We start from the raw sequence: 19,008 nt of genomic DNA, 5'->3' as shown, positions 1-19,008 counted from the left end.
ACTGTATTTTTATTTTAATAATCTTCCCGAAATATTTCCTGTTGCCGAACCTACTGCCGCTCCAGCAACATTACCTGATTTCGCAGCAGTTTGGTTCACATTGCGCATAAAATTGCCGGCACCTCCTGCCTGAATGATCCAGCCTGTAACAGTTGGCACTGTAAAGTAGCCGATGATACCGATTACCATATAAATAATGTACACGGTATTGGAAGTATCAGGAATGAACGTAGGATCTGCAAGCATTTCGATGTCCCTTTCTAAAATCAAAGTCTGTATCTTGGCAAGTATAGCACTGAATATATCAGCAACCGGAAGCCATAAATAAACACTAACGTATCTTGTCAACCATTGAGTTAAAGTGGTCTGAAATCCATCCCAGACGGAAATGGCAAAGGCAATGGGTCCCAAGATTGAAAGGACAATCAGAAAAAAGGTTCTGATGGTATCAATAACCAGTGCAGCAGCCTGGAATAGTATTTCTAAAAATTCACGAAAACCATCTCTGATATCTTTCTTAATGGCAAACATCTCTCTTTCAATATACATTCCCGACATGGTAACCAGATCCGAAGGCGACCAACCCAGCTCCTCCAATTTTTTGTCAAACTCTTCGTTGGAAATCAGATAAGCCATCTCTGGATTTCTGAGCATAGCTTCCCTCTCTAAAAGATCCTTTTTCTGCTGCAGGTCATTCATATCCAATACCTGATTTTCCAGCATTGAATGACTTCCCTGAACAATTGGGCTCATAACGCCATTTAATCCTCCTAGAACCAATGTTGAGAAAAACATAATGCAGATGCCAATGGCAAAAGGTCTCAACATGGGAAATAAATCAATAGATTCTGCACGACTCAATGACTGCCACACTTTTAAAGCCACGTAAAACAACGCGCCCAGACCAGCAACTCCTTTTGCCACTGCAGCCATATCAGCACACATGGGCATCATTTCTTCGTAAACGGAACGCAGTACTTCGTGTAAGTTGTTCGGTTCCATTTTACCAGTATTTTTGATTGGAGGTTCCGTAAAGATCTAACACCCTTTGCGTGTTGTTCTGTTTTTTTGCTCTGAGATAACTTACCGAAATATTCTTATTGGTGTAGTACCGTACCAGATTATGATAAGCTTTAACTTCTTTATACACCCGGTCAATAACATCCATTCTTTCCTTATCATTAAGCGAGAGGCCATTTGAAGTAATAATCTCTTTGAGTTCTTTCAGCAGCTCCGTACTTTCAGTAAGAAGAGCAGAATAGCCATTGGCAATAGATGCTAATTCCTGCGCATTAAAACGGGGGTCATTTAGCATTTTACCGAAATTATTGACATACATTTCAGAAACGTCACCCACTAAAAGAACGGTTTGCTGAACCTTTCGGGCATCTTTTACCAAATTGTTGACGGCTTTGAGCTTATCGTAATACTCTTTACCCTGCTCGTACACCTTTTTAACCTCATTGAAGTTTTTAACAACGTTGGATACCGTCGATGAAGTCTGTACAATTTCGTTGGCAGAGTTCAAAATACCTGATGCCAGATTAGCAGGGTCAGTTACTACAAATTGTGCTTTTGCATAGGTCAAGGTAGCAAAGAATGCTATCACTACTGTTTTAATGATTAAATTTTTCATTGTTGTGAAATTTTAATTGATTTAGTTGTCTTTCGTATTCGATTTGATTCTCTTGAGAGAGATCCGCTTGATGGCGTGTTCCACATTCCCATCAAGTTCAGATGCAAGATTCATCACTTCCATCTTTTCTGTTTCTTCGGTAGTATAAGCGAGATATTCCTCTGTAGAAACTTCAGTCGCATAGACCGCAGAGTGTGTTCCTCCTAATCCAATCCAGACTTCCTTATACAATCTTTTGGGATCATTGTTCATGTTGATTGACAGTACTTGAGATTTTTCTTTATCAGTTAATCCCAGCATAGCCTGAATATCATCGAATTTGTTCATGTACTTTCGCTGGTCGAGAAGAATCTTACAATCTGAGTTGTTAATAATACTTTCCTTTACAATCGGCGACTGGATAATATCATCAACTTCCTGAGTCACTACTATCGCTTCCCCAAAGAATTTTCTGACCGTTTTGAATAAATACTTGATATATTCGGCCATACCCTCTTTGGCAATCGCTTTCCATGCTTCTTCAATAAGGATCAGTTTTCTGATTCCCTTGAGCCTTCGCATCTTATTGATGAAGACTTCCATAATGATAATGGTAACTATTGGAAAGAGAATCTTGTGATCTTTAATGGCATCGATTTCAAAGACAATGAAACGTTTGGATAATAAGTCCAGCTGCTTTTCTGAATTCAGGAGATAATCATACTCGCCTCCTTTGTAGTAAGGCTCCAGAACATTAAGAAAGTTGGCAATATCAAAATCTTTTTCCCTGACTTTCTTTTGTTCCAATACTTTCTGGTAATCATCTTTAACATAATCATAGAATCCATTGAAAGACGGATGTTGGTCATTGGATTTTATTTTTTCAATATATCCACTTACTGCATTGGACAATGCTACCTCTTCTGAGCGTGTCGGTGGCTCGTCATCTCTTTTCCATAAAGTCAAAATCAGTGTTTTGATACTCTCTCTTTTTTCAATATCAAAGACACCGTCATCGGTATAGAATGGGTTGAAAGCAATCGGATTATCCTCGGTATAAGTAAAATAAACCCCATCCTCTCCTTTCGTTTTTCCTCTAATCAGTTCACATAATCCCTGGTAGGAATTTCCGGTATCCACCAAAAGGACATGGGCGCCTTGCTCATAGTACTGCCGTACCATATGGTTGGTGAAGAAAGACTTTCCACTTCCTGAAGGTCCGAGGATAAACTTATTTCTATTGGTAATAATCCCCTGCTTCATGGGTAGATCTGAAATATCCAGATGAATGGGCTTTCCCGTTAGGCGGTCAGCCATCTTAATGCCAAATGGTGAAGGCGAATCCTGATAGTTGGTTTCTTCAGTGAAAAAACATAGAGCAGGCTCAATAAATGTATAAAAGCTTTCTTCGCTTGGAAAATCACCAGCATTGCCTGGAATTCCTGCCCAATATAATGTCGCCGTATCTGTTGTGTTGTGGCGGGGTTTACATTCCATTAGCGCTAACGCACTTCCTGTATCATTCTTTAACTGCTTTAGCTCATGAGGGCTGTCAGACCATGACATTACATTAAAATGAGCCCGGATAGATTGTAATCCGAAGGAATGTGCCTCATTCAGATACTTTTCAATCCACTCTTTATTAATCTGATTCGCTCTGCTGTATCTTGCCAGTGAATGCATATTTCTTGCTGACTTTTCGAACTGGCGAAGGTTTTCATCGCTGTTGTCAATGAACAGATACTGGTTGTAAATGTGATTACAGTTTAGCAGAAGTCCTACAGGAGAAGCAAAAGACAAAAGACAGTCACTCCGATCTGTACTTAACTTTTCATAACGGCTATGCGATGATACAGTACCCGGTAAATCCTCAGTATCCGATAACGTATGCATACTGATTCGGTTATTACCGATTCGCATTTCTTCCGATCCTAATTTGATGTCCTGTAATGACGGATTGACTTCACGGGACAAGGTGAGATATTGCTCCAATAGTCCTGAACTATCTTCAGTTCCTGATATCTCATCTTCAGTCATTCTTTCGAGATAAATATAGCCACAGTCATTCATTATTCTTTCCAGCTGATCGACAGCTTCAAGAAATCGACTGATAACTTCTTTGTCCTTAATCTCCTTTGGAATCAGTTTACCTTTGCAGAGAGAAGAAAAATTGCTCTGCATCCGTATTCTCTCCTTGCTGGTTTTCGTGATGAACAGATAGCAGTAATGATTTAAAAAAGGTCTCTCATTGAAATGCCTTTCAAATGATTTTGAAAGAAAACTCTGATCTTCTCTTGATAGATCAGGATTGTAATTCTCTTTGATAAACCAATCCTGTTTATGTATTACCGTATAGTCGGGAAGCGTTTTAATTGCTTTGAACCATGAGGAGTGCATCGCTTCATAGTCAGCTGAAGCAACGGTAAATAATTCCGGAAGTTTTACCCTAAAGCAAACCGTAACATCAGCGTCCTTTGAAATAATACAATGATTTTCAATCGCCAGCAATGGAAATTTACTTTCCAACGTTGCTGCTTTGGAAGAATTTCTCATATGTTTGCTCTTTTACGGTTAGTTTTTAAATACCTGTAAATACCCTTTCGACTGATGATGTATTTTGGATGCTTCTTGCGGGCGCCTAATTTCATCAGACCATGCTCACCGTATTTTCCATTCAGTGTGAAGGTTTGCCATATAAGAAGTCCACTGCTGACACCTCCGAGAATTAAACACAGATACGTATTAACTCCAGCCATATACATGATCATTAAGGATACGAGTATTCCTAATAATCCGCCTGAAAAAATAAAAAGATATTGTGCTTTAAGTCCCTTAAATTCTACCGTCCTTCCTATTCCTTTATTTATGTGATAACTATTCATAATCATCATTTTAAAGGAAAAATGAACGAAGGATTGTTGCAGCAACAATTAAAAAAATACATGCTCCGAACCAGCTGGCAGCCGTCTTACTGGTGTCAGGATCACCACTGCTGAACTTGTTGTAAACTTTTACTCCTCCAATCAATCCTACGACTGCACCTATGGCGTAAATTAATTGGGTAGCGGGTTCAAAATAAGAAGTGACCATCTGAGTAGCCTCATTGATCCCGGCACTGCCATTACCTTGTGAAAAAGCATATGGAGCAATCAAGATCGCCAGTAATGCATACATCAGTTTTTTTCTTTGTTTTTCCATTTTGTAAACATTTTTTTGTTACTGAGAACTGCACTCTGCAGGACTCACAGCAAATGTGCTTTGGAAAAACAGACTTATCGGGAAATGTCAGCAGTGGGAAGTGAATGGCTTTTAGTGGCACCTAAATAGTAAGATGACCACTTCTACTAAAATTAATTTTTGAACTTCAAAAAATTAATCGTAATATTGCGATAGATTATTTTACAAAATTATGGGAGCAACCAAAACCGACCATTTTACAGATGAACAAAATAAAATTGCTATAATAGCAAAAGCATTAGGGCATCCCGCAAGAATTGCGATTATTGAATATCTTTTGAAAGTAAATACTTGTATCTGTGGTGATATTGTTAACGAATTGCCATTAGCGCAGGCAACGGTTTCTCAACATTTAAAAGAATTGAAGAATGCAGGTCTTATAAAAGGGAATATTGAAGGAACTGCGATTTGCTACTGTATTGATGAAAATACTTTTGCAATACTAAAAGATTATTTTTCAAATATTATTCTGACAACTGCAAATCAGAAATGCTGTTAAGGCATTTTTTTTAAATACATATATCGTAATATTGCATTTAACCAATAAATAAAAATTTATGAAACTATCTGAAATTAAAGAAATCTTACCAACATTGGATAATGTTGAATTTCAATTAGAAAATGGAACATTTGTTCCTGAGCATTTTCATGTAACAGAAGTAGGAACTGTAACAAAACATTTTATCGATTGTGGCGGAACAATCAGAAATGAAAAAGTAGTAAACTTTCAATTGTGGAATGCTGATGATTTTGAACATCGTCTAAAACCCGCAAAACTTTTAAATATTATTAAGCTATCAGAAGAAAAACTTGGTATTGAAGATGATGAAATTGAAGTTGAGTATCAAAATACTACAATAGGCAAATTTGATTTGGAGTTTAATGGGAAAAATTTTGTTCTTAGAAATAAAACAACAGCGTGCTTAGCTCAGGATGCTTGCGGAATTCCAGCTGAAAAACAAAAAGTAAACTTATCTGAACTTTCTAATAATCAAACCTCTTGTTGCACTCCAAATTCTGGGTGTTGCTAAATTCAAATAAAATTATGTATTCAAAACTACTAAAAACAATAGAGTTATTGAAAAATCAGGAAATCAGCGAAGCTAGAAAAGCTACTTTAGCACCATTAGTTGATTTTATTCAAAAAAGAGTTGAAGAACAAAAAGAAGTAACCATTAACTTTATTTGTACCCATAATTCAAGAAGAAGCCATTTGTCACAAGTTTGGGCACAGGTTGCAAGTGTTTATTATAATTTGTCGAATGTAATTTGTTATTCAGGAGGTACGGAAGAAACAGCTATGTTTCCCAAAGTTGTAGAGACTTTGCAAGAACAGGGGCTTTTTATCAATAAAATTTCTGATACAGAAAATCCTGTATACACTATCAAGTATGATGAAGATAAACACCCAATTATTGGTTTTTCTAAGAGATATGACAGTTCATTTAATCCTACTAATGGCTTTGTTGCGATTATGACCTGCTCTCAGGCAGATGGAGGATGTCCTTTTATTGCAGGGGCAGATAAACGCATTCCAATAACGTTTGAAGACCCTAAAATTTCAGATAATACGCCCGAACAAACGGCGGTTTACAATGAAAGAAGTTTGCAGATTGGTGCAGAAATGTTCTATGTCTTTTCTCAGATAAAAAAATAAGAAGTGATTAAACAAATGTAAATGCAACCAAAATTAAAATTTCTTGATAGATTCCTTACTTTATGGATATTCTTGGCTATGTTTTTAGGGATAGGTCTAGGATACTTCTTTCCCAGTATTTCTAATATTACAAATTCCTTGTCCATCGGAACAACAAATATTCCATTGGCAATTGGCTTAATCATTATGATGTACCCACCGTTAGCAAAGGTTGATTATTCATTGTTGCCTAAAGTTTTTCAAGACAAAAAGGCAATTGGAATTTCTTTGTTACTAAATTGGATTATCGGTCCGGTTTTAATGTTCTTATTAGCAATTATTTTCCTTAGAGATGAACCTAATTATATGATTGGTTTAATTCTTATTGGTTTAGCCAGATGTATTGCAATGGTACTTGTGTGGAATGATTTAGCAAAAGGTAATCGTGAGTATGGAGCATTGTTGGTAGCCTTGAACAGTATATTTCAGGTATTGAGTTATAGTTTTCTGGTTTGGCTTTTTATCAATGTTTTACCGGCAAAGCTTGGTTTGGCTAATTTAAATGTGACTGTATCAATGAGAGACGTTACTGAAAGTGTTTTGATATATCTAGGGATTCCTTTTCTAGCAGGCTTTTTGAGCCGTTACTTATTAATCAAATCGAAAGGTTTGGAATGGTACAATAGAAAATTTATTCCTACTATATCTCCACTGACTTTATATGCGCTTTTATTTACGATTGTACTTATGTTTAGTCTTAAAGGAGATAAGATTTTAGAATTACCATCAGATGTTGTAAAAATAGCTATACCATTAATGGTATACTTCGTGCTAATGTTCGTTGTGAGTTTCTTTATCAACAAATCGCTTGGAGTCTCCTATGATAAAAATGCTTCGATAGCTTTTACAGCAACAGGAAACAACTTTGAATTGGCAATTGCAGTATCGATTGCAGTTTTTGGAATCCACTCTCAACAGGCATTTGTAGGTGTTATAGGACCTTTGGTAGAAGTACCAGTTTTAATATTGCTTGTTAGAATAAGTTTATGGCTAAAGAAAAAGGTTTATACTTAACACGAACATTAATATAGACAAAAGGGAGTTCTATACAAACTCCCCTATATCGAAACCATCTGCAGGATTATTATGCTTAGAAGTAACGGCCTTGTCATTATTTGAAATACTCTCGTTTAACAAACTGGCAATTCTTTTTGAAGCATCTTCTAAAGAGTTTTCTAACAGATCAAAAAGCTCGGTCCCTTGGATTTTTTGAATTATATCCACTGCTTGTCGTTCTAAGTCAGGCTTCAGCACGTTCTGTTGAAGCAACTGACCCGCAGTACTCAATTCCTGGAAGGTAACCCCCGTAGCAAACCCGCTTTCAACGGTAGAGTTCTCATATTTCCAATCTTCATTCTCCTGCTCCCATTCATCATTTGTAACTAGGATATCATCCAGATTTTTAGTCTGACCCATAGTATCAAATTCAGCATCTCTGGTTTCTGATTCAAAATTATTTTCTGTTTGTAAAGTAGATTCATTTTGTCTCTCATTCGTATCGATTGGCGATGCTTGTCTTTCTCTTTGTTTCGTATCTCCCATAATAGATGGTAGATTCTTAGTTTTAGTAACATTATCATTTCCAAGGATATTGATTGAAAATTTTTTGTCTACAAGAACTAAAACAAGAATGATTAATAAACCGATGATGATAATTTGTTCCATAAGATGATAGATTAAAAGATTGGACGGTATTTGTTATTGAAATCATCAGTAATTTCCTTTTCAAACATTTCAAAATGATAAGCCAGTATATTATCCAGATAAGCATACAGGGGAATCTGGTCATCGGCGATGATTTGAATAATGCGTGAGAGGCGTTCGTGATATTCAGGACGGATATAAATACTTTTATCACCACGCTTAGTCATTGTATGATACGTAAGAAACTGCTCCATATAACTTGTATCATTACTTTTCTGACTCTTCAACTTATTTTTTGTTACAGCTTTCTCCTTTTTGGAATCTGCATTTTTTACAGGAATTTCTTTCTTGGGGCTACCAGCCATAATGGACATCAGATATTGTTCATCGATACTGTGATCTTGATTGTTATTATTGTCGTGATCCATACTTTTATAGTTTTACAATTCTTAAAAATTCTTTTATAAATTGATCCAACCTGCATTGTGCTAGCATCTTAGGATCTGCAGGCAGTAAAGTTGATCGGAAAACAGCCTTTGTAATGGTCTCCCCTTCTTTTCGAAATCTTTTACTGTCTGTAATGGTTGTTTCCATAAGCGGCAGCCCTAAATCTGAAATCACTTTGCTGTAATTTTTGTAAAGTAACGTCCGTTCTCTTCCATCCACCTGATTCCAGAAAAGATGGATAGCCCGGATTCCTGTTTGAGTTTCTTTCATCAATACATTGGTTAGAACATCGGTGAAACTTAGTGTACTTTCCAATACGAGACGATCTGCAGTAATAGGAGAAAAAATATAATGTACATTGGTCAATGTTTTTAAAATACCAGCAGTATTCACAGTTCCCGGCAGATCTAAAAATATAATGTCAGGAGTTATTTCCAAGCCATCAACATACATATCTATTTCTTGTAAAACCTGATCAGTTTTACTCTGAAAAATAGGATAAGCTTTTTTATTAATACTCGTAAATTGTTTGTGAGCCATCTTTTTTAAAATCTCATTCTGCATCACCATTTTTAAATCCCGCTCTCTCATCTGGAGTAAACTGTACTGCGGAAAGTCACAATCAAAGACAGCAACCTGATATCCCACTCGATAATGAAGGATGCTTGCCATTAATGTTGTAAACGTGCTTTTTCCTACACCTCCCTTTTGAGTGGAAAAAGCAATAATTGTGGGTTGTTTTTTTGTTTTCATTATATTGAATTTTAGTTAATCCAAAGTTGAAAGACTGATGGACAGCAAGCCTTCAAACCATCATAAACTCAAGCATGATATTTCGTCATCAAGAATGTTAGCTATGACCATTGAAAGCTGTATTGGCTTCCGGCATTGGTTAATGAATCTCATCCGTCTTTCAATCCTGACAGATGAAATTTCTGACTTCTATCTGTCAAAAATGATATCACGAAAGCTGGCATTCCTGAAGTCAAGAATGCAGGATTTCCAGAATTAAAGAATTCTATCGGATTTGCAGTTAGTCCCGCCCTCAATCTGATGCAAATGAAAAATATTTCTATTTCAGTGCTTTTATAATGGTAGTTTTTGGCAGTTCACTTCCATCTTTGGCTTTGTTTACTATACCGTTTCTCTAATTGATTGTGGTTTAATTTGTTTCAGACGATTGAAGAGTTTTTCGAAATGGTAGTGTCTGAATAGTATAATGTTATAAATCTATTCTATTCAAGATATTTCCTTTCACCCGAAAGGGGCAAGTTATGTTTTGAGTGCCTCATAACTTTTTTCGTGCCTCAAAACAACTTGCCCTGGCTGGGGCTTTAAAAACCACTCCGAAGTCGTGATTTTCTTAACATTAAATTAGAGAATATGGAAACAAATAGAAACAATAAAGGAGGGCGTAAGCCTAAGCTGAACCCAAGTAAAAACAGGTATGTATTTCGATTGACAGATGAAGAAAATGTTGGTTTTCTAAAATTATTTGAAGCTTCAGGCATGAGCAGCAAAGCAAAATTTATTACAACAATTTTGCTTCGGAGAGAATTAAAAATTATAAAAGTTGATGTTTCAACGATGGATTATCATACTCAACTCACTAAATTCTTTTACCAGTTTCAGTCGATTGGAAACAATTACAATCAGATTGTAAAAATTTTATATCGAAATTTTACGGAGAAAAAAGCTTCTCTGTATCTCTTTAAACTGGAAAATCATACTAAAAACCTAGCTGTAATCTGTAAACAGGTGATAGAACTCACGAAAGAATTTGAGCAAAACCATATTCAAAAAACTACTGATAAATGATCGCAAAAATTGGAAAAGGTGAAAATCTTTGGGGTGCCCTCACCTACAATCAGCAAAAAGTAGACAACGAAAATGGAACGGTTTTATTCACTAATAAGATTCCCGATTTGTGGGATCGACCTTATTCGGTTAAATTTTTTCATCAGTATTTTGAACCCTACTTGATTGCCAATAACAAAACTGAAAAACCGGTAAGACATATTTCTCTTAATCCTGATCCTAATGATAAGGTTGATGACAAAGATTATAGAGAAATGGCTCAGCAATATATGCAGGAAATGGGTTATGGCGACCAACCCTATGTCGTTTTTAAACATACGGATATTGATAGAACTCACATTCATATCGTCACCACCTGTGTACAGATCGATGGGACAAAAATATCAGATCGCTATGATCACCCGCGATCAATGGAAGCTTGCAGAAAACTGGAAAAACAATATAACCTGAAAGTCGCTGGTGAGAACAGAAATTTAAATCAAAGCTCTGTTTTTAAACTTGTAGATTATACTAAGGGAAATATCAAAACACAATTATCATCCGTCATAAGACATATCCCTAAAACCTATGGCTTTCAAAGTATGGGTGCTTATAACGCTTTACTCTCTCAATTTAATATTTCAACTGAAGAGGTTAGCGGAGAACTGCATGGAAAGATGAGAAAGGGAATCGTCTATTTTGCTACGGATAAAAATGGGAAAAAAGTAAGTAATCCTTTTAAATCATCCCTTTTTGGTATGCATGCAGGAGTAGAAAATATTCAGGTGCTCATTGAGAAATCTAAATTGAAAATGAAAAATGATCCTTCAAAACATATTCTTAAAAGAACGGTAGAAACTGCCCTCAGCACGAGTAAATCGGAAGCTTCTTTTAAGTCTCAACTTTTGGAACAGGGAATTGCTACAGTTATTAGAAAAAATAATCATGGAAAAATATACGGAATTACATTCATAGACCATAACTCCAAATCTGTTTGGAATGGTTCACAGCTGAGTAAAGAACTTTCAGCCAACTCATTCAATACACTGTGGAATGAGGTAGAAATAAAGCGTGAAACAAAATACGATCATAATGATCACTTTAATTTATCTGAGGAAGTATGGACAGAACAATTTCTTACGGATAGCATCAGTGGAGTTTTTGACGGATTTTTTAGCAGTTTATTATCTTCAGATATAAATACGGATCAGGAGGAACAAATTTTTGCATCTCAAATGAAAAAGCGCCAAAGAAAAAGAAGAAAAAAATAATCTTCTTTTGTAAAAACGGTCTTATAACGATGCTCAAAGAGCCAAAGACAGACAACTTATGCTTGCAATGACGCATTTGTAGTTGAGAATACGTAATCCTGTACTTATGCTTCTAAAATGTAATATGCAGGGTGAAGACGATTTGAGAGGACTTGCCAAAATCATGGCGTTTATGCGATCGGTAAGCATTATTCTAGTACTAATGCATCTCTATTGGTTTTGTTACGGATTTTTTGCAAAGCAACAATGGACATTGGAACTCATCAATAAAATACTTCATAATTTTAATAAGACAGCAGGCCTTTTTTCGCAACCTATTTATTCTAAGCTGTTTGCAATAGTTTTACTGGCTTTAAGTTGCCTCGGGACAAAGGGAGTCAAGAATGAAAAGATCACTTGGAAAAAAATTAGTATTGTTTTTTCTATCGGTTTCGTCTTATTCTTTTTAAACACAATCCTCTTACAATCTGCCAGCAGTTTTACTCCTGTACTTTACATGCTATCTACTGGATCCGGATACATTCTTCTAATGCAGGCAGGAGTCTGGATAAGCCGTTTACTCAAAACAGACTTAATGACCGATGTTTTTAACAATGAGAATGAAAGCTTTCAGCAGGAAACCCAATTACTCTATAATGAATACTCTGTTAACCTTCCTACACAATTCTATTATCAAGGGAAGTGGCATCAGGGATGGATTAATGTGGTAAATCCTTTTCGTGCTACCATTGTCTTAGGAACTCCAGGCTCAGGAAAATCCTATGCTGTTGTCAACAACTATATAAGACAACATATTGAAAAAGGATTTTCCATGTATATCTATGATTTTAAATTCGATGATTTGTCTACTATTGCGTACAACCATCTTCTCAATCATTCTGATGCTTATACCGTAAAGCCGAAATTCTATATCATCAACTTTGACGACCCAAGAAAAAGTCATCGATGTAATCCTTTAAATCCCGATTTTATGACGGATATATCTGATGCATATGAAGCTGCCTACACCATTATGTTAAACCTTAACAGAAGCTGGATACAAAAACAGGGCGATTTCTTTGTTGAGAGTCCTATCATACTGCTAGCTGCCATCATATGGTTTCTTAAGATATATAAGAACGGTAAATACTGCACTTTTCCACATGCTATTGAACTGCTTAACAAAAAATATGAAGAGGTCTTTACGATATTAACTTCTTATTCTGAATTAGAAAACTACCTATCTCCTTTTATGGATGCATGGCAAGGGGGTGCCCAGGATCAATTGCAGGGGCAAATCGCTTCCGCAAAGATTCCTTTGTCAAGAATGATCTCACCACAATTATACTGGGTAATGACCGGAGACGATTTTTCTTTGGATATCAATAACCCCAATGAGCCTAAAATTCTTTGTGTTGGAAATAATCCTGATCGTCAGAATATTTATTCTGCAGCTCTTGGGCTATACAATTCGAGAATTGTTAAGTTAATTAATAAAAAAGGACAGTTAAAAAGTTCTGTCATTATTGACGAGCTTCCCACTATTTATTTCAGAGGCTTGGATAATTTAATTGCCACTGCCAGAAGTAATAAAGTTTCCGTATGTCTCGGATTCCAAGATTTTTCTCAGCTGACAAGAGATTATGGAGACAAGGAAAGTAAAGTCATTCAGAATACGGTCGGCAATATTTTCAGCGGTCAGGTGGTCGGGGAAACAGCAAAAACCTTATCCGAACGCTTTGGAAAAGTACTGCAAAAAAGACAAAGTATATCCATCAATAGGAATGATACCTCTACCTCAATCTCTACCCAATTGGATAGTTTGATTCCAGCTTCGAAAATTTCTACCCTGACCCAGGGATTTTTTGTCGGTGCTGTATCTGATAACTTTAATGAAAGGATTCAGCAGAAGATTTTTCATTCCGAGATTGTCGTAGACAATGTTAAGCTTTCTCAAGAAATGAAAAGCTTTCAGCAGATACCACCAATCCGATCCTTTATTGATGAAGACGGGAATGATTCTATGACCAGGCAGATTCAAGATAATTACAGAGAAATTAAGTCAGATATTCTAAATATCATCACAGATGAAATGGATCGAATAAAAAATGATCCTGATTTGCAGCATTTATTGAAACTGGATTAAAGAATGAAACCTCAAATACCATACGATTTGAGGTTTTCATTTGTATGTATGTTACTCAGCATCACTGTTCATAAAATATTGATTCAAATTGTCACTCACCAATTGAAGGAATTTGGTTGGTCCCTGTTTTCGGTTACGGATTTCAAAGATGGTTTTATGAAAGTTACCTAAATCGCAATCCAATGACTTTTCTGTAAATTTTATCACTTCGCTTAACTCTATATTACCACCGTTAAAACAACGCATCTGGTAAAGCGCATAGATAAGCTCTATAAGTCCGACCTTTGACCCCGACCAGCTCAAAGGAGAAAATACTTTTGTGGTAAAGGTATCATTCGAATTTTCAATTTGCTTTTTTAAATACTGATCGAATTGCTCATTGGAAATAAATCTGGCGATTATATGATCGTGAGAAGTTGTAAAACTCGGATCATAATTATAAAATCCGGATGAAAGCTTCATTTTTAGGTCGTAGGAATTGCGAACAAATATTTTATGATCAAGATAGGTTGCTTCCCGTTTATAGTAACTGTAAAATTCAGAATGCTCCAAATAAAAGTCTTTCAATTTTTCCTGTTCTGCTTCATAATATTTTTTTAAGGTCTTCTTTCCAGCAGCCGGTTTATGAGATTCAATATCCAGTACTGCAGAATAATAAATAAATTTTGAGATAAACTGCGGTTTTAGCTTTTTAAAAAACAATACTTCTTCGGCAATATGATTAAAATGATGGTTGGAAACCAGAAGTTTCAATTTCCTTATAGACTCGTCAATAATGAGTAAAGCCTTTTCAGAAATTTTGATCATATCATTTCCGTCAGCATTGACTTCGTTAATCTTTAGGTCCAGATCCTCCAATAACTTCGAAACTCTTTTAAAAATTGTTTTTGTTACCATGTCCTTTTTTAAGGAATTTACAAAAATTACCTAAAGCACTACTTAATCAACTAATACCCAGTTCCTTTTTCCGATTCTTTATATAATCGGTAGGTCTGATCCCATTGATATCAAAGAACAGATTTGAAAAGTTCTGGCGTGCCGCTATACCACATTCATCAGCCAGAGCCTCGATAGTATAATTTAAATATTTACTGTTGGTATTAAGCAGGTTAGTGATATAATTAATTCTCAGTTCAGCCATGTATTTATTAAAATTAATCCCTTTTTGTTCATTAATATAAACCGAAAGATAGTGGGAATTGGTTCCCAGCTTTAAAGCAATACTTTTCTGCGTAATCCCTTTCTTTTTGAAATGTTGCTCCTGCTCAAACTTCTGAAGTTTTTCTTTTATTTCTAAAGCCATTTCCGGGGTAAGAGAAGTCTTTCTTACAGGCAGCTCTATCATTTCTTCTCTTAAAATATCATTCATATTATATTTTCCTTCAGCAATTCTCTTTTGAAGAAGCTGATATTGTTTTTTTATCTTTTGATCTCTTCGATACCGGACAACAAAAAAACCAAGAACTACACTTCCTGAAGCAATCAGTATCTGAGCCAATACTATTTTTTTAGTACTGGATCTCTCGATTTCTTCTTTTGCATCCATCAGTGTACGTCGGTCAAAATCTTTATGAAGTTTCAAAGATAAATAGGGAAAATCTTTACTGATTAAACTGTCAGCTTTTAAAAGCTGATTGGTATAGTACAGTTGCTTTTCGACCTCTTTATCTTTATAATGATCGATAAGATAGTGATAGCTCTTATAGACCTCTGGAAGTATAAAATCATGTTTATTGAAAATAGAATCTATTTTGTTATAACATCCTACAGCCCTATTTACATTATCCTGTGCTTCATATGTTTTACCCAGGTAATAATATACTACAGATGCCCAGGCGAAATCATTTCTCTTTAGAATATTGGGTAAAGATTTTTGCAAGTGATCCCGAGCACCAACATAATCTTTATGATGAAATCTGGAAATTCCGATGCATTTGAGAAAATAGCTTTTTTCCAATGCAAAATCGCTATTATCTACGGTTAACCGGTAACCCAACATACTTAAACTGTCGCTTTTATCAAAGTTATTCAGATATCTGTTGAGTACGGTTAATTGATGTAAGCAGTTGAGGTATGCTTTTTCATAATTAAACTTTTCATTTTCATGATGGCTTTCATCCAACTTTGACCTGTAAAATGAAGTACATTCAAGAAAATGATTCATGGCTTCATCGTAATAGCCTAAATGGCCTTTTACAATTCCTAAATGATAAAGAACTTTGTAGTAGTGGTATTGATCTTTCGAACCCTTCAAATATGAATAAGCTTTAAGATATTCATTTAAGGCCAGCTTATACTTTTTCTGATAAAAATAGTAGATAATCCCCTTGCTTAGATACTCTTTACTTATATCATCTTGAGTTCCATGCTGCAAACTAACGACTAGCGCACTGTCAGCAAACTTCATTTTGTTTTTGTAGTCGAATTGTCTTCCGTCCCTATACCCTTGAATCAGCTTTGAAAAGTTCTTTTCATTTTTTGCTTTTTGAATATAGAGTTTTACATAGGGCATTGCATTAATGTCATCTATGGTCATTTTTTCATAAGGTTTTCTGATTTCACTGTACGTTCTTTCATCTTTCTTTTGTGAGAATAAAAAATGTGAAAATGCAGAAAATAAGACGAGAAAGTAATAAAACTTTTTCATAAACTGATATTTAGAACCTCACCATCTCAAAAATAATCATTTATGTTTTAAATAAATCAAAATTAGAGGAATTAGATACCCACAAGAATAAATCAATCACAAAGCATTAATAACCAATATATTACACTAAAATTAAAGATGTGTTAATTTTAAAATTGATACGTATCAATTTTAAAATAGAGCCGCAGATCAGTTTTTTTTACCTCTTAAGCCTGATAATTTTGATATCAGAATTCTAATATAAACCGGCCGGGATAACCAGATTAAAATTATTACAATGAAAAAGCTTATCCCATTTTTTAGTATAGTGATCGGAGTAGTTTCTTTGCAAAACTGCACCCATCGAGATGATGATATAATATCAAATAATGCAAAGATTGAAAAATCAGAACCTACAATAAATAGTATGGCAATGAAACAGGATTCTGCTAAATCCATAGAGACTATTAAAGATCCTGAAACAAAAGATCCTCCTGTGAGGGATGGTGATAATTGGCGGCTTACCCAAAATTAAAAACTATAATAAAATCATGATTCCTCATACCTCCATATCAGTTGTTACAGGCTTACCATGTCCAAAGAGTGGCATCTGGGAAAGTATGGGGAATTTCAAGACTACCGTACCCCTTTTCAAAGGTGAACCGATGCCCGAATACTGTGGTTGTAAAATTAAATGGAGATTGGTTCAAGTCTGTTAACCTCATAATAACATGATATGAAAAATTTTCTCAATATAATCCCCCCTTTTGTAAGCTACTTCTTTATATTATTATTTGTATACGCCAGTGTCAGTAAGCTTATTGACTTTGAAAGATTTCAGATTCAACTGGCACAGTCGCCACTTTTAAGTGCTTATGCAGGTTTTGTCTCATACAGCGTCATTATTATAGAATGGGTTGCTTCTATTTTACTGTTGGTACCCTTTTGCAGACGTGCAGGCCTATATCTCTCACTGATTTTGATGTCAGCATTTACAACCTATATTTTCATCATTCTCAACTATAGTGACTTTGTTCCCTGTTCCTGTGGTGGCATTCTGGAAAAACTCGGCTGGACTGAACATTTAATTTTTAATGCAGTGTGTGTTTTACTTGCAATTATTGCCTTATTCTTAATAGAAAAGAAAATTTATGTTCGGACATCAAAAACCGCTTTAACGGTAGTAACATCAATCGTAGTAAGCATTATAGTAATGATAGGTTTGTTTCTTTCCTCTGAGCATGTCATTAAAAAGGAAAATAATTTTACAAGGCGATTTATCAAGCACCCTGTCATCGAGCATCAATCACTACAGCTGGACAATAATTTTTATTATTTTGCAGGGTTTGATGATCATAACATTTATCTGTCTAACCAGAAATATCCGCAACAGCTTCTCACAGTTGACTCGTCGATGCGTCGGACAGCCTCTACCTCTGCCCGAATAGAAACCGATCATCCTTATAAAAACATCAGGCAAATAGTATTGAACGGACATTTCTATATCTATGACGGATCGGTACCCATCCTGTTTAAAGGCAGGCTTGGGACTGAATCTACTACAAGAATAAGTTATAAAGACGCTTATTTTAATGATCTCAGGGTTATCGACTCTTCCCGTTTTGCCATCAGGACACAGATACGTCCGAGCAACCATTTAGTTCTAGGGCTTCTTGATATTGACAGTCCTGAGAAATTACAACTAAAAACAACCGTTTTACAGAAACAGACCGACGGCCTGTTCGACGTTGACGGAAGCATGGCTTATGAACAGCATACAAAAAAACTGCTATATACCTATACTTACAGAAATCAGGTGATTGTCATGAACAGCAGTATGCAGGTGCAGCAATTACTTAAGACGATAGATACTGTAAAAACTGCCCAAATCAAAACAACGAAGCTCTCTGACGGCACTTACAAGATGACAGCACCTGCCCTGAAGGTCAATATAAGATCTGTTGTGTACAGAAATCTGCTTTTTGTTCAATCCAATCTGATGGGCAGGCACGAATCGAGAAAAGCATGGAAAAAATCAGATGTACTGGATGTATATGACATGGATTCCAAAAGTTATGTAGGAAGCATCTATATTTTTAAAAAAGACGATCATACACTCAATGACATCATTTTCACGGACAAATACCTGTACACTCTCCATAATAATCAGCTCGCCCAATACAAAATAACAAAAGTATTATCTCAATATATCAAATCGGGGAAGCCGAAAACCGATCAACAGAGTAGGCAACACTAAATATTTCATGTTATGAAAAAGATCCTTTTCCCTGCTTTACTAGTGGTACTAGGAACAGGAACAGCATTTGCCACAAAGATGGCAAATCAGACCAACAAAGCAATTGTACCGGGATATGTTATGGTTCCGGATGGTAATGGAAATTTCACGTGTGAACAAGCAGGTAAAAATTGTAGTGACATTCCTACAGGACCTATCTGTGAGCTGTCAGACGGCACTCAGCTGAAAGAACAGGTCTCAGAAACCTTCTGTGACAATGTTCTCAGAGAAATTCCACAGTAAAAAAAGAGGAT

The 19,008-nt window shown here is 35.6% G+C and carries 21 protein-coding genes; 11 read left to right on the top strand and 10 right to left on the bottom strand.

Features of this window, described 5'->3' with window-relative positions; translation table 11 throughout:
• Positions 1-9 precede the first annotated feature (9 nt).
• The 5 genes from traJ to DEU39_RS19525 are packed head-to-tail and all read right to left on the bottom strand — an operon-like array spanning position 10 to position 4,813.
• On the bottom strand, positions 10-1,002 hold the full coding sequence (traJ, locus tag DEU39_RS19545; RefSeq protein ID WP_120233074.1) for a conjugative transposon protein TraJ: 993 nt from the start codon (positions 1,000-1,002) through the stop codon (positions 10-12).
• Position 1,003: 1 nt separating this feature from the next.
• Positions 1,004-1,636, bottom strand: coding sequence for a DUF4141 domain-containing protein (locus tag DEU39_RS19540; RefSeq protein WP_120233073.1), 633 nt, complete (start codon positions 1,634-1,636; stop codon positions 1,004-1,006).
• Between the two features lie 21 nt (positions 1,637-1,657).
• Positions 1,658-4,168, bottom strand: a complete 2,511-nt coding sequence (locus tag DEU39_RS19535; RefSeq protein WP_120233072.1) for a TraG family conjugative transposon ATPase — start codon at positions 4,166-4,168, stop codon at positions 1,658-1,660.
• On the bottom strand, positions 4,165-4,497 hold the full coding sequence (locus DEU39_RS19530) for a DUF4133 domain-containing protein (protein ID WP_120233177.1): 333 nt from the start codon (positions 4,495-4,497) through the stop codon (positions 4,165-4,167). The genes DEU39_RS19535 and DEU39_RS19530 overlap by 4 nt, the downstream gene beginning before the upstream one ends.
• 10 nt (positions 4,498-4,507) lie before the next feature.
• On the bottom strand, positions 4,508-4,813 hold the full coding sequence (locus tag DEU39_RS19525; protein WP_120233071.1) for a DUF4134 domain-containing protein: 306 nt from the start codon (positions 4,811-4,813) through the stop codon (positions 4,508-4,510).
• Positions 4,814-5,024: 211 nt separating this feature from the next.
• On the opposite strand from DEU39_RS19525, the gene DEU39_RS19520 reads away from it, so the two are divergent.
• The 4 genes from DEU39_RS19520 to arsB are packed head-to-tail and all read left to right on the top strand — an operon-like array spanning position 5,025 to position 7,562.
• Positions 5,025-5,351 (top strand): ArsR/SmtB family transcription factor, encoded by a 327-nt coding sequence (locus tag DEU39_RS19520; RefSeq protein ID WP_120233070.1) that lies wholly within the window; start codon positions 5,025-5,027, stop codon positions 5,349-5,351.
• Positions 5,352-5,409: 58 nt separating this feature from the next.
• The gene (locus DEU39_RS19515) at positions 5,410-5,883 is read left to right on the top strand and encodes a DUF6428 family protein (RefSeq protein ID WP_120233069.1); all 474 of its coding nucleotides are present in this window, start codon (positions 5,410-5,412) and stop codon (positions 5,881-5,883) included.
• Between the two features lie 14 nt (positions 5,884-5,897).
• Entirely contained in the window at positions 5,898-6,509 is a 612-nt protein-coding gene (locus DEU39_RS19510; RefSeq protein WP_120233068.1) for a low molecular weight phosphatase family protein, read from the top strand.
• A gap of 21 nt (positions 6,510-6,530) precedes the next feature.
• Entirely contained in the window at positions 6,531-7,562 is a 1,032-nt protein-coding gene (gene arsB, locus DEU39_RS19505) for an ACR3 family arsenite efflux transporter (RefSeq protein WP_120233067.1), read from the top strand.
• 30 nt (positions 7,563-7,592) lie between these two features.
• Here the strand turns inward: arsB and DEU39_RS19500 are convergent, their stop codons facing one another.
• From DEU39_RS19500 to DEU39_RS19490, 3 genes are read right to left on the bottom strand one after another with little or no spacing between them, the layout of a single operon-like run.
• Complete coding sequence (locus DEU39_RS19500; RefSeq protein ID WP_120233066.1) at positions 7,593-8,213, bottom strand: hypothetical protein; 621 nt, start codon at positions 8,211-8,213, stop codon at positions 7,593-7,595.
• An 11-nt stretch (positions 8,214-8,224) separates the two neighbouring features.
• Positions 8,225-8,620, bottom strand: coding sequence for a DUF3408 domain-containing protein (locus tag DEU39_RS19495; RefSeq protein ID WP_120233065.1), 396 nt, complete (start codon positions 8,618-8,620; stop codon positions 8,225-8,227).
• A 4-nt stretch (positions 8,621-8,624) separates the two neighbouring features.
• On the bottom strand, positions 8,625-9,392 hold the full coding sequence (locus tag DEU39_RS19490; RefSeq protein WP_120233064.1) for a ParA family protein: 768 nt from the start codon (positions 9,390-9,392) through the stop codon (positions 8,625-8,627).
• A gap of 37 nt (positions 9,393-9,429) precedes the next feature.
• Here DEU39_RS19490 and DEU39_RS24225 point away from each other — a divergent pair, with 37 nt between their 5' ends.
• The 4 genes from DEU39_RS24225 (at position 9,430) to mobC (ending at position 13,832) form a co-directional block, all read left to right on the top strand.
• Positions 9,430-9,651, top strand: a complete 222-nt coding sequence (locus DEU39_RS24225; protein ID WP_147367628.1) for a hypothetical protein — start codon at positions 9,430-9,432, stop codon at positions 9,649-9,651.
• Positions 9,652-10,022: 371 nt separating this feature from the next.
• The gene (mobA, locus tag DEU39_RS19485; protein WP_120233063.1) at positions 10,023-10,457 is read left to right on the top strand and encodes a conjugal transfer protein MobA; all 435 of its coding nucleotides are present in this window, start codon (positions 10,023-10,025) and stop codon (positions 10,455-10,457) included.
• On the top strand, positions 10,454-11,707 hold the full coding sequence (gene mobB, locus DEU39_RS19480; RefSeq protein WP_120233062.1) for a conjugal transfer protein MobB: 1,254 nt from the start codon (positions 10,454-10,456) through the stop codon (positions 11,705-11,707). The genes mobA and mobB overlap by 4 nt, the downstream gene beginning before the upstream one ends.
• 124 nt (positions 11,708-11,831) lie before the next feature.
• Positions 11,832-13,832 (top strand): conjugal transfer protein MobC, encoded by a 2,001-nt coding sequence (gene mobC / locus DEU39_RS19475; RefSeq protein WP_120233176.1) that lies wholly within the window; start codon positions 11,832-11,834, stop codon positions 13,830-13,832.
• Positions 13,833-13,883: 51 nt separating this feature from the next.
• Here the strand turns inward: mobC and DEU39_RS19470 are convergent, their stop codons facing one another.
• Both DEU39_RS19470 and DEU39_RS19465 read right to left on the bottom strand, forming a co-directional pair.
• Positions 13,884-14,729 carry an RteC domain-containing protein gene (locus DEU39_RS19470; RefSeq protein ID WP_120233061.1) on the bottom strand — a complete coding sequence of 282 codons (846 nt, stop codon included), beginning with the start codon at positions 14,727-14,729 and terminating at the stop codon, positions 13,884-13,886.
• Positions 14,730-14,775: 46 nt separating this feature from the next.
• Positions 14,776-16,479 (bottom strand): helix-turn-helix domain-containing protein, encoded by a 1,704-nt coding sequence (locus DEU39_RS19465; protein WP_120233060.1) that lies wholly within the window; start codon positions 16,477-16,479, stop codon positions 14,776-14,778.
• A gap of 277 nt (positions 16,480-16,756) precedes the next feature.
• Here DEU39_RS19465 and DEU39_RS19460 point away from each other — a divergent pair, with 277 nt between their 5' ends.
• The 3 genes from DEU39_RS19460 (at position 16,757) to DEU39_RS19450 (ending at position 18,997) form a co-directional block, all read left to right on the top strand.
• Entirely contained in the window at positions 16,757-16,993 is a 237-nt protein-coding gene (locus DEU39_RS19460) for a hypothetical protein (RefSeq protein WP_120233059.1), read from the top strand.
• A 201-nt stretch (positions 16,994-17,194) separates the two neighbouring features.
• Complete coding sequence (locus DEU39_RS19455; protein ID WP_228436851.1) at positions 17,195-18,715, top strand: DoxX family protein; 1,521 nt, start codon at positions 17,195-17,197, stop codon at positions 18,713-18,715.
• Positions 18,716-18,727: 12 nt separating this feature from the next.
• Entirely contained in the window at positions 18,728-18,997 is a 270-nt protein-coding gene (locus DEU39_RS19450) for a DUF6520 family protein (protein ID WP_076597476.1), read from the top strand.
• The last annotated feature ends 11 nt before the right edge of the window (positions 18,998-19,008 follow it).

It is taken from the genome of Chryseobacterium sp. AG363 (genome assembly GCF_003610675.1).
Classification (GTDB): domain Bacteria; phylum Bacteroidota; class Bacteroidia; order Flavobacteriales; family Weeksellaceae; genus Chryseobacterium; species Chryseobacterium cucumeris.
This window is presented reverse-complemented; position numbering and strand designations above follow the sequence as displayed.

Coding starts and splice junctions, on each gene's coding strand:
- DEU39_RS19540 (WP_120233073.1), bottom strand. CDS start 1,636: ATGAAAAATTTAATCATTAAAACAGTAGTGATAGCATTCTTTGCTACC.
- DEU39_RS19510 (WP_120233068.1), top strand. CDS start 5,898: ATGTATTCAAAACTACTAAAAACAATAGAGTTATTGAAAAATCAGGAA.
- DEU39_RS19490 (WP_120233064.1), bottom strand. CDS start 9,392: ATGAAAACAAAAAAACAACCCACAATTATTGCTTTTTCCACTCAAAAG.
- DEU39_RS19450 (WP_076597476.1), top strand. CDS start 18,728: ATGAAAAAGATCCTTTTCCCTGCTTTACTAGTGGTACTAGGAACAGGA.
- DEU39_RS19455 (WP_228436851.1), top strand. CDS start 17,195: ATGAAAAATTTTCTCAATATAATCCCCCCTTTTGTAAGCTACTTCTTT.
- DEU39_RS19530 (WP_120233177.1), bottom strand. CDS start 4,497: ATGAATAGTTATCACATAAATAAAGGAATAGGAAGGACGGTAGAATTT.
- DEU39_RS19535 (WP_120233072.1), bottom strand. CDS start 4,168: ATGAGAAATTCTTCCAAAGCAGCAACGTTGGAAAGTAAATTTCCATTG.
- DEU39_RS19470 (WP_120233061.1), bottom strand. CDS start 14,729: ATGGTAACAAAAACAATTTTTAAAAGAGTTTCGAAGTTATTGGAGGAT.
- traJ (WP_120233074.1), bottom strand. CDS start 1,002: ATGGAACCGAACAACTTACACGAAGTACTGCGTTCCGTTTACGAAGAA.
- arsB (WP_120233067.1), top strand. CDS start 6,531: ATGCAACCAAAATTAAAATTTCTTGATAGATTCCTTACTTTATGGATA.
- DEU39_RS19495 (WP_120233065.1), bottom strand. CDS start 8,620: ATGGATCACGACAATAATAACAATCAAGATCACAGTATCGATGAACAA.
- mobB (WP_120233062.1), top strand. CDS start 10,454: ATGATCGCAAAAATTGGAAAAGGTGAAAATCTTTGGGGTGCCCTCACC.
- DEU39_RS19515 (WP_120233069.1), top strand. CDS start 5,410: ATGAAACTATCTGAAATTAAAGAAATCTTACCAACATTGGATAATGTT.
- DEU39_RS19500 (WP_120233066.1), bottom strand. CDS start 8,213: ATGGAACAAATTATCATCATCGGTTTATTAATCATTCTTGTTTTAGTT.
- DEU39_RS19460 (WP_120233059.1), top strand. CDS start 16,757: ATGAAAAAGCTTATCCCATTTTTTAGTATAGTGATCGGAGTAGTTTCT.
- DEU39_RS24225 (WP_147367628.1), top strand. CDS start 9,430: ATGGACAGCAAGCCTTCAAACCATCATAAACTCAAGCATGATATTTCG.
- DEU39_RS19465 (WP_120233060.1), bottom strand. CDS start 16,479: ATGAAAAAGTTTTATTACTTTCTCGTCTTATTTTCTGCATTTTCACAT.
- DEU39_RS19525 (WP_120233071.1), bottom strand. CDS start 4,813: ATGGAAAAACAAAGAAAAAAACTGATGTATGCATTACTGGCGATCTTG.
- DEU39_RS19520 (WP_120233070.1), top strand. CDS start 5,025: ATGGGAGCAACCAAAACCGACCATTTTACAGATGAACAAAATAAAATT.
- mobA (WP_120233063.1), top strand. CDS start 10,023: ATGGAAACAAATAGAAACAATAAAGGAGGGCGTAAGCCTAAGCTGAAC.
- mobC (WP_120233176.1), top strand. CDS start 11,832: ATGCAGGGTGAAGACGATTTGAGAGGACTTGCCAAAATCATGGCGTTT.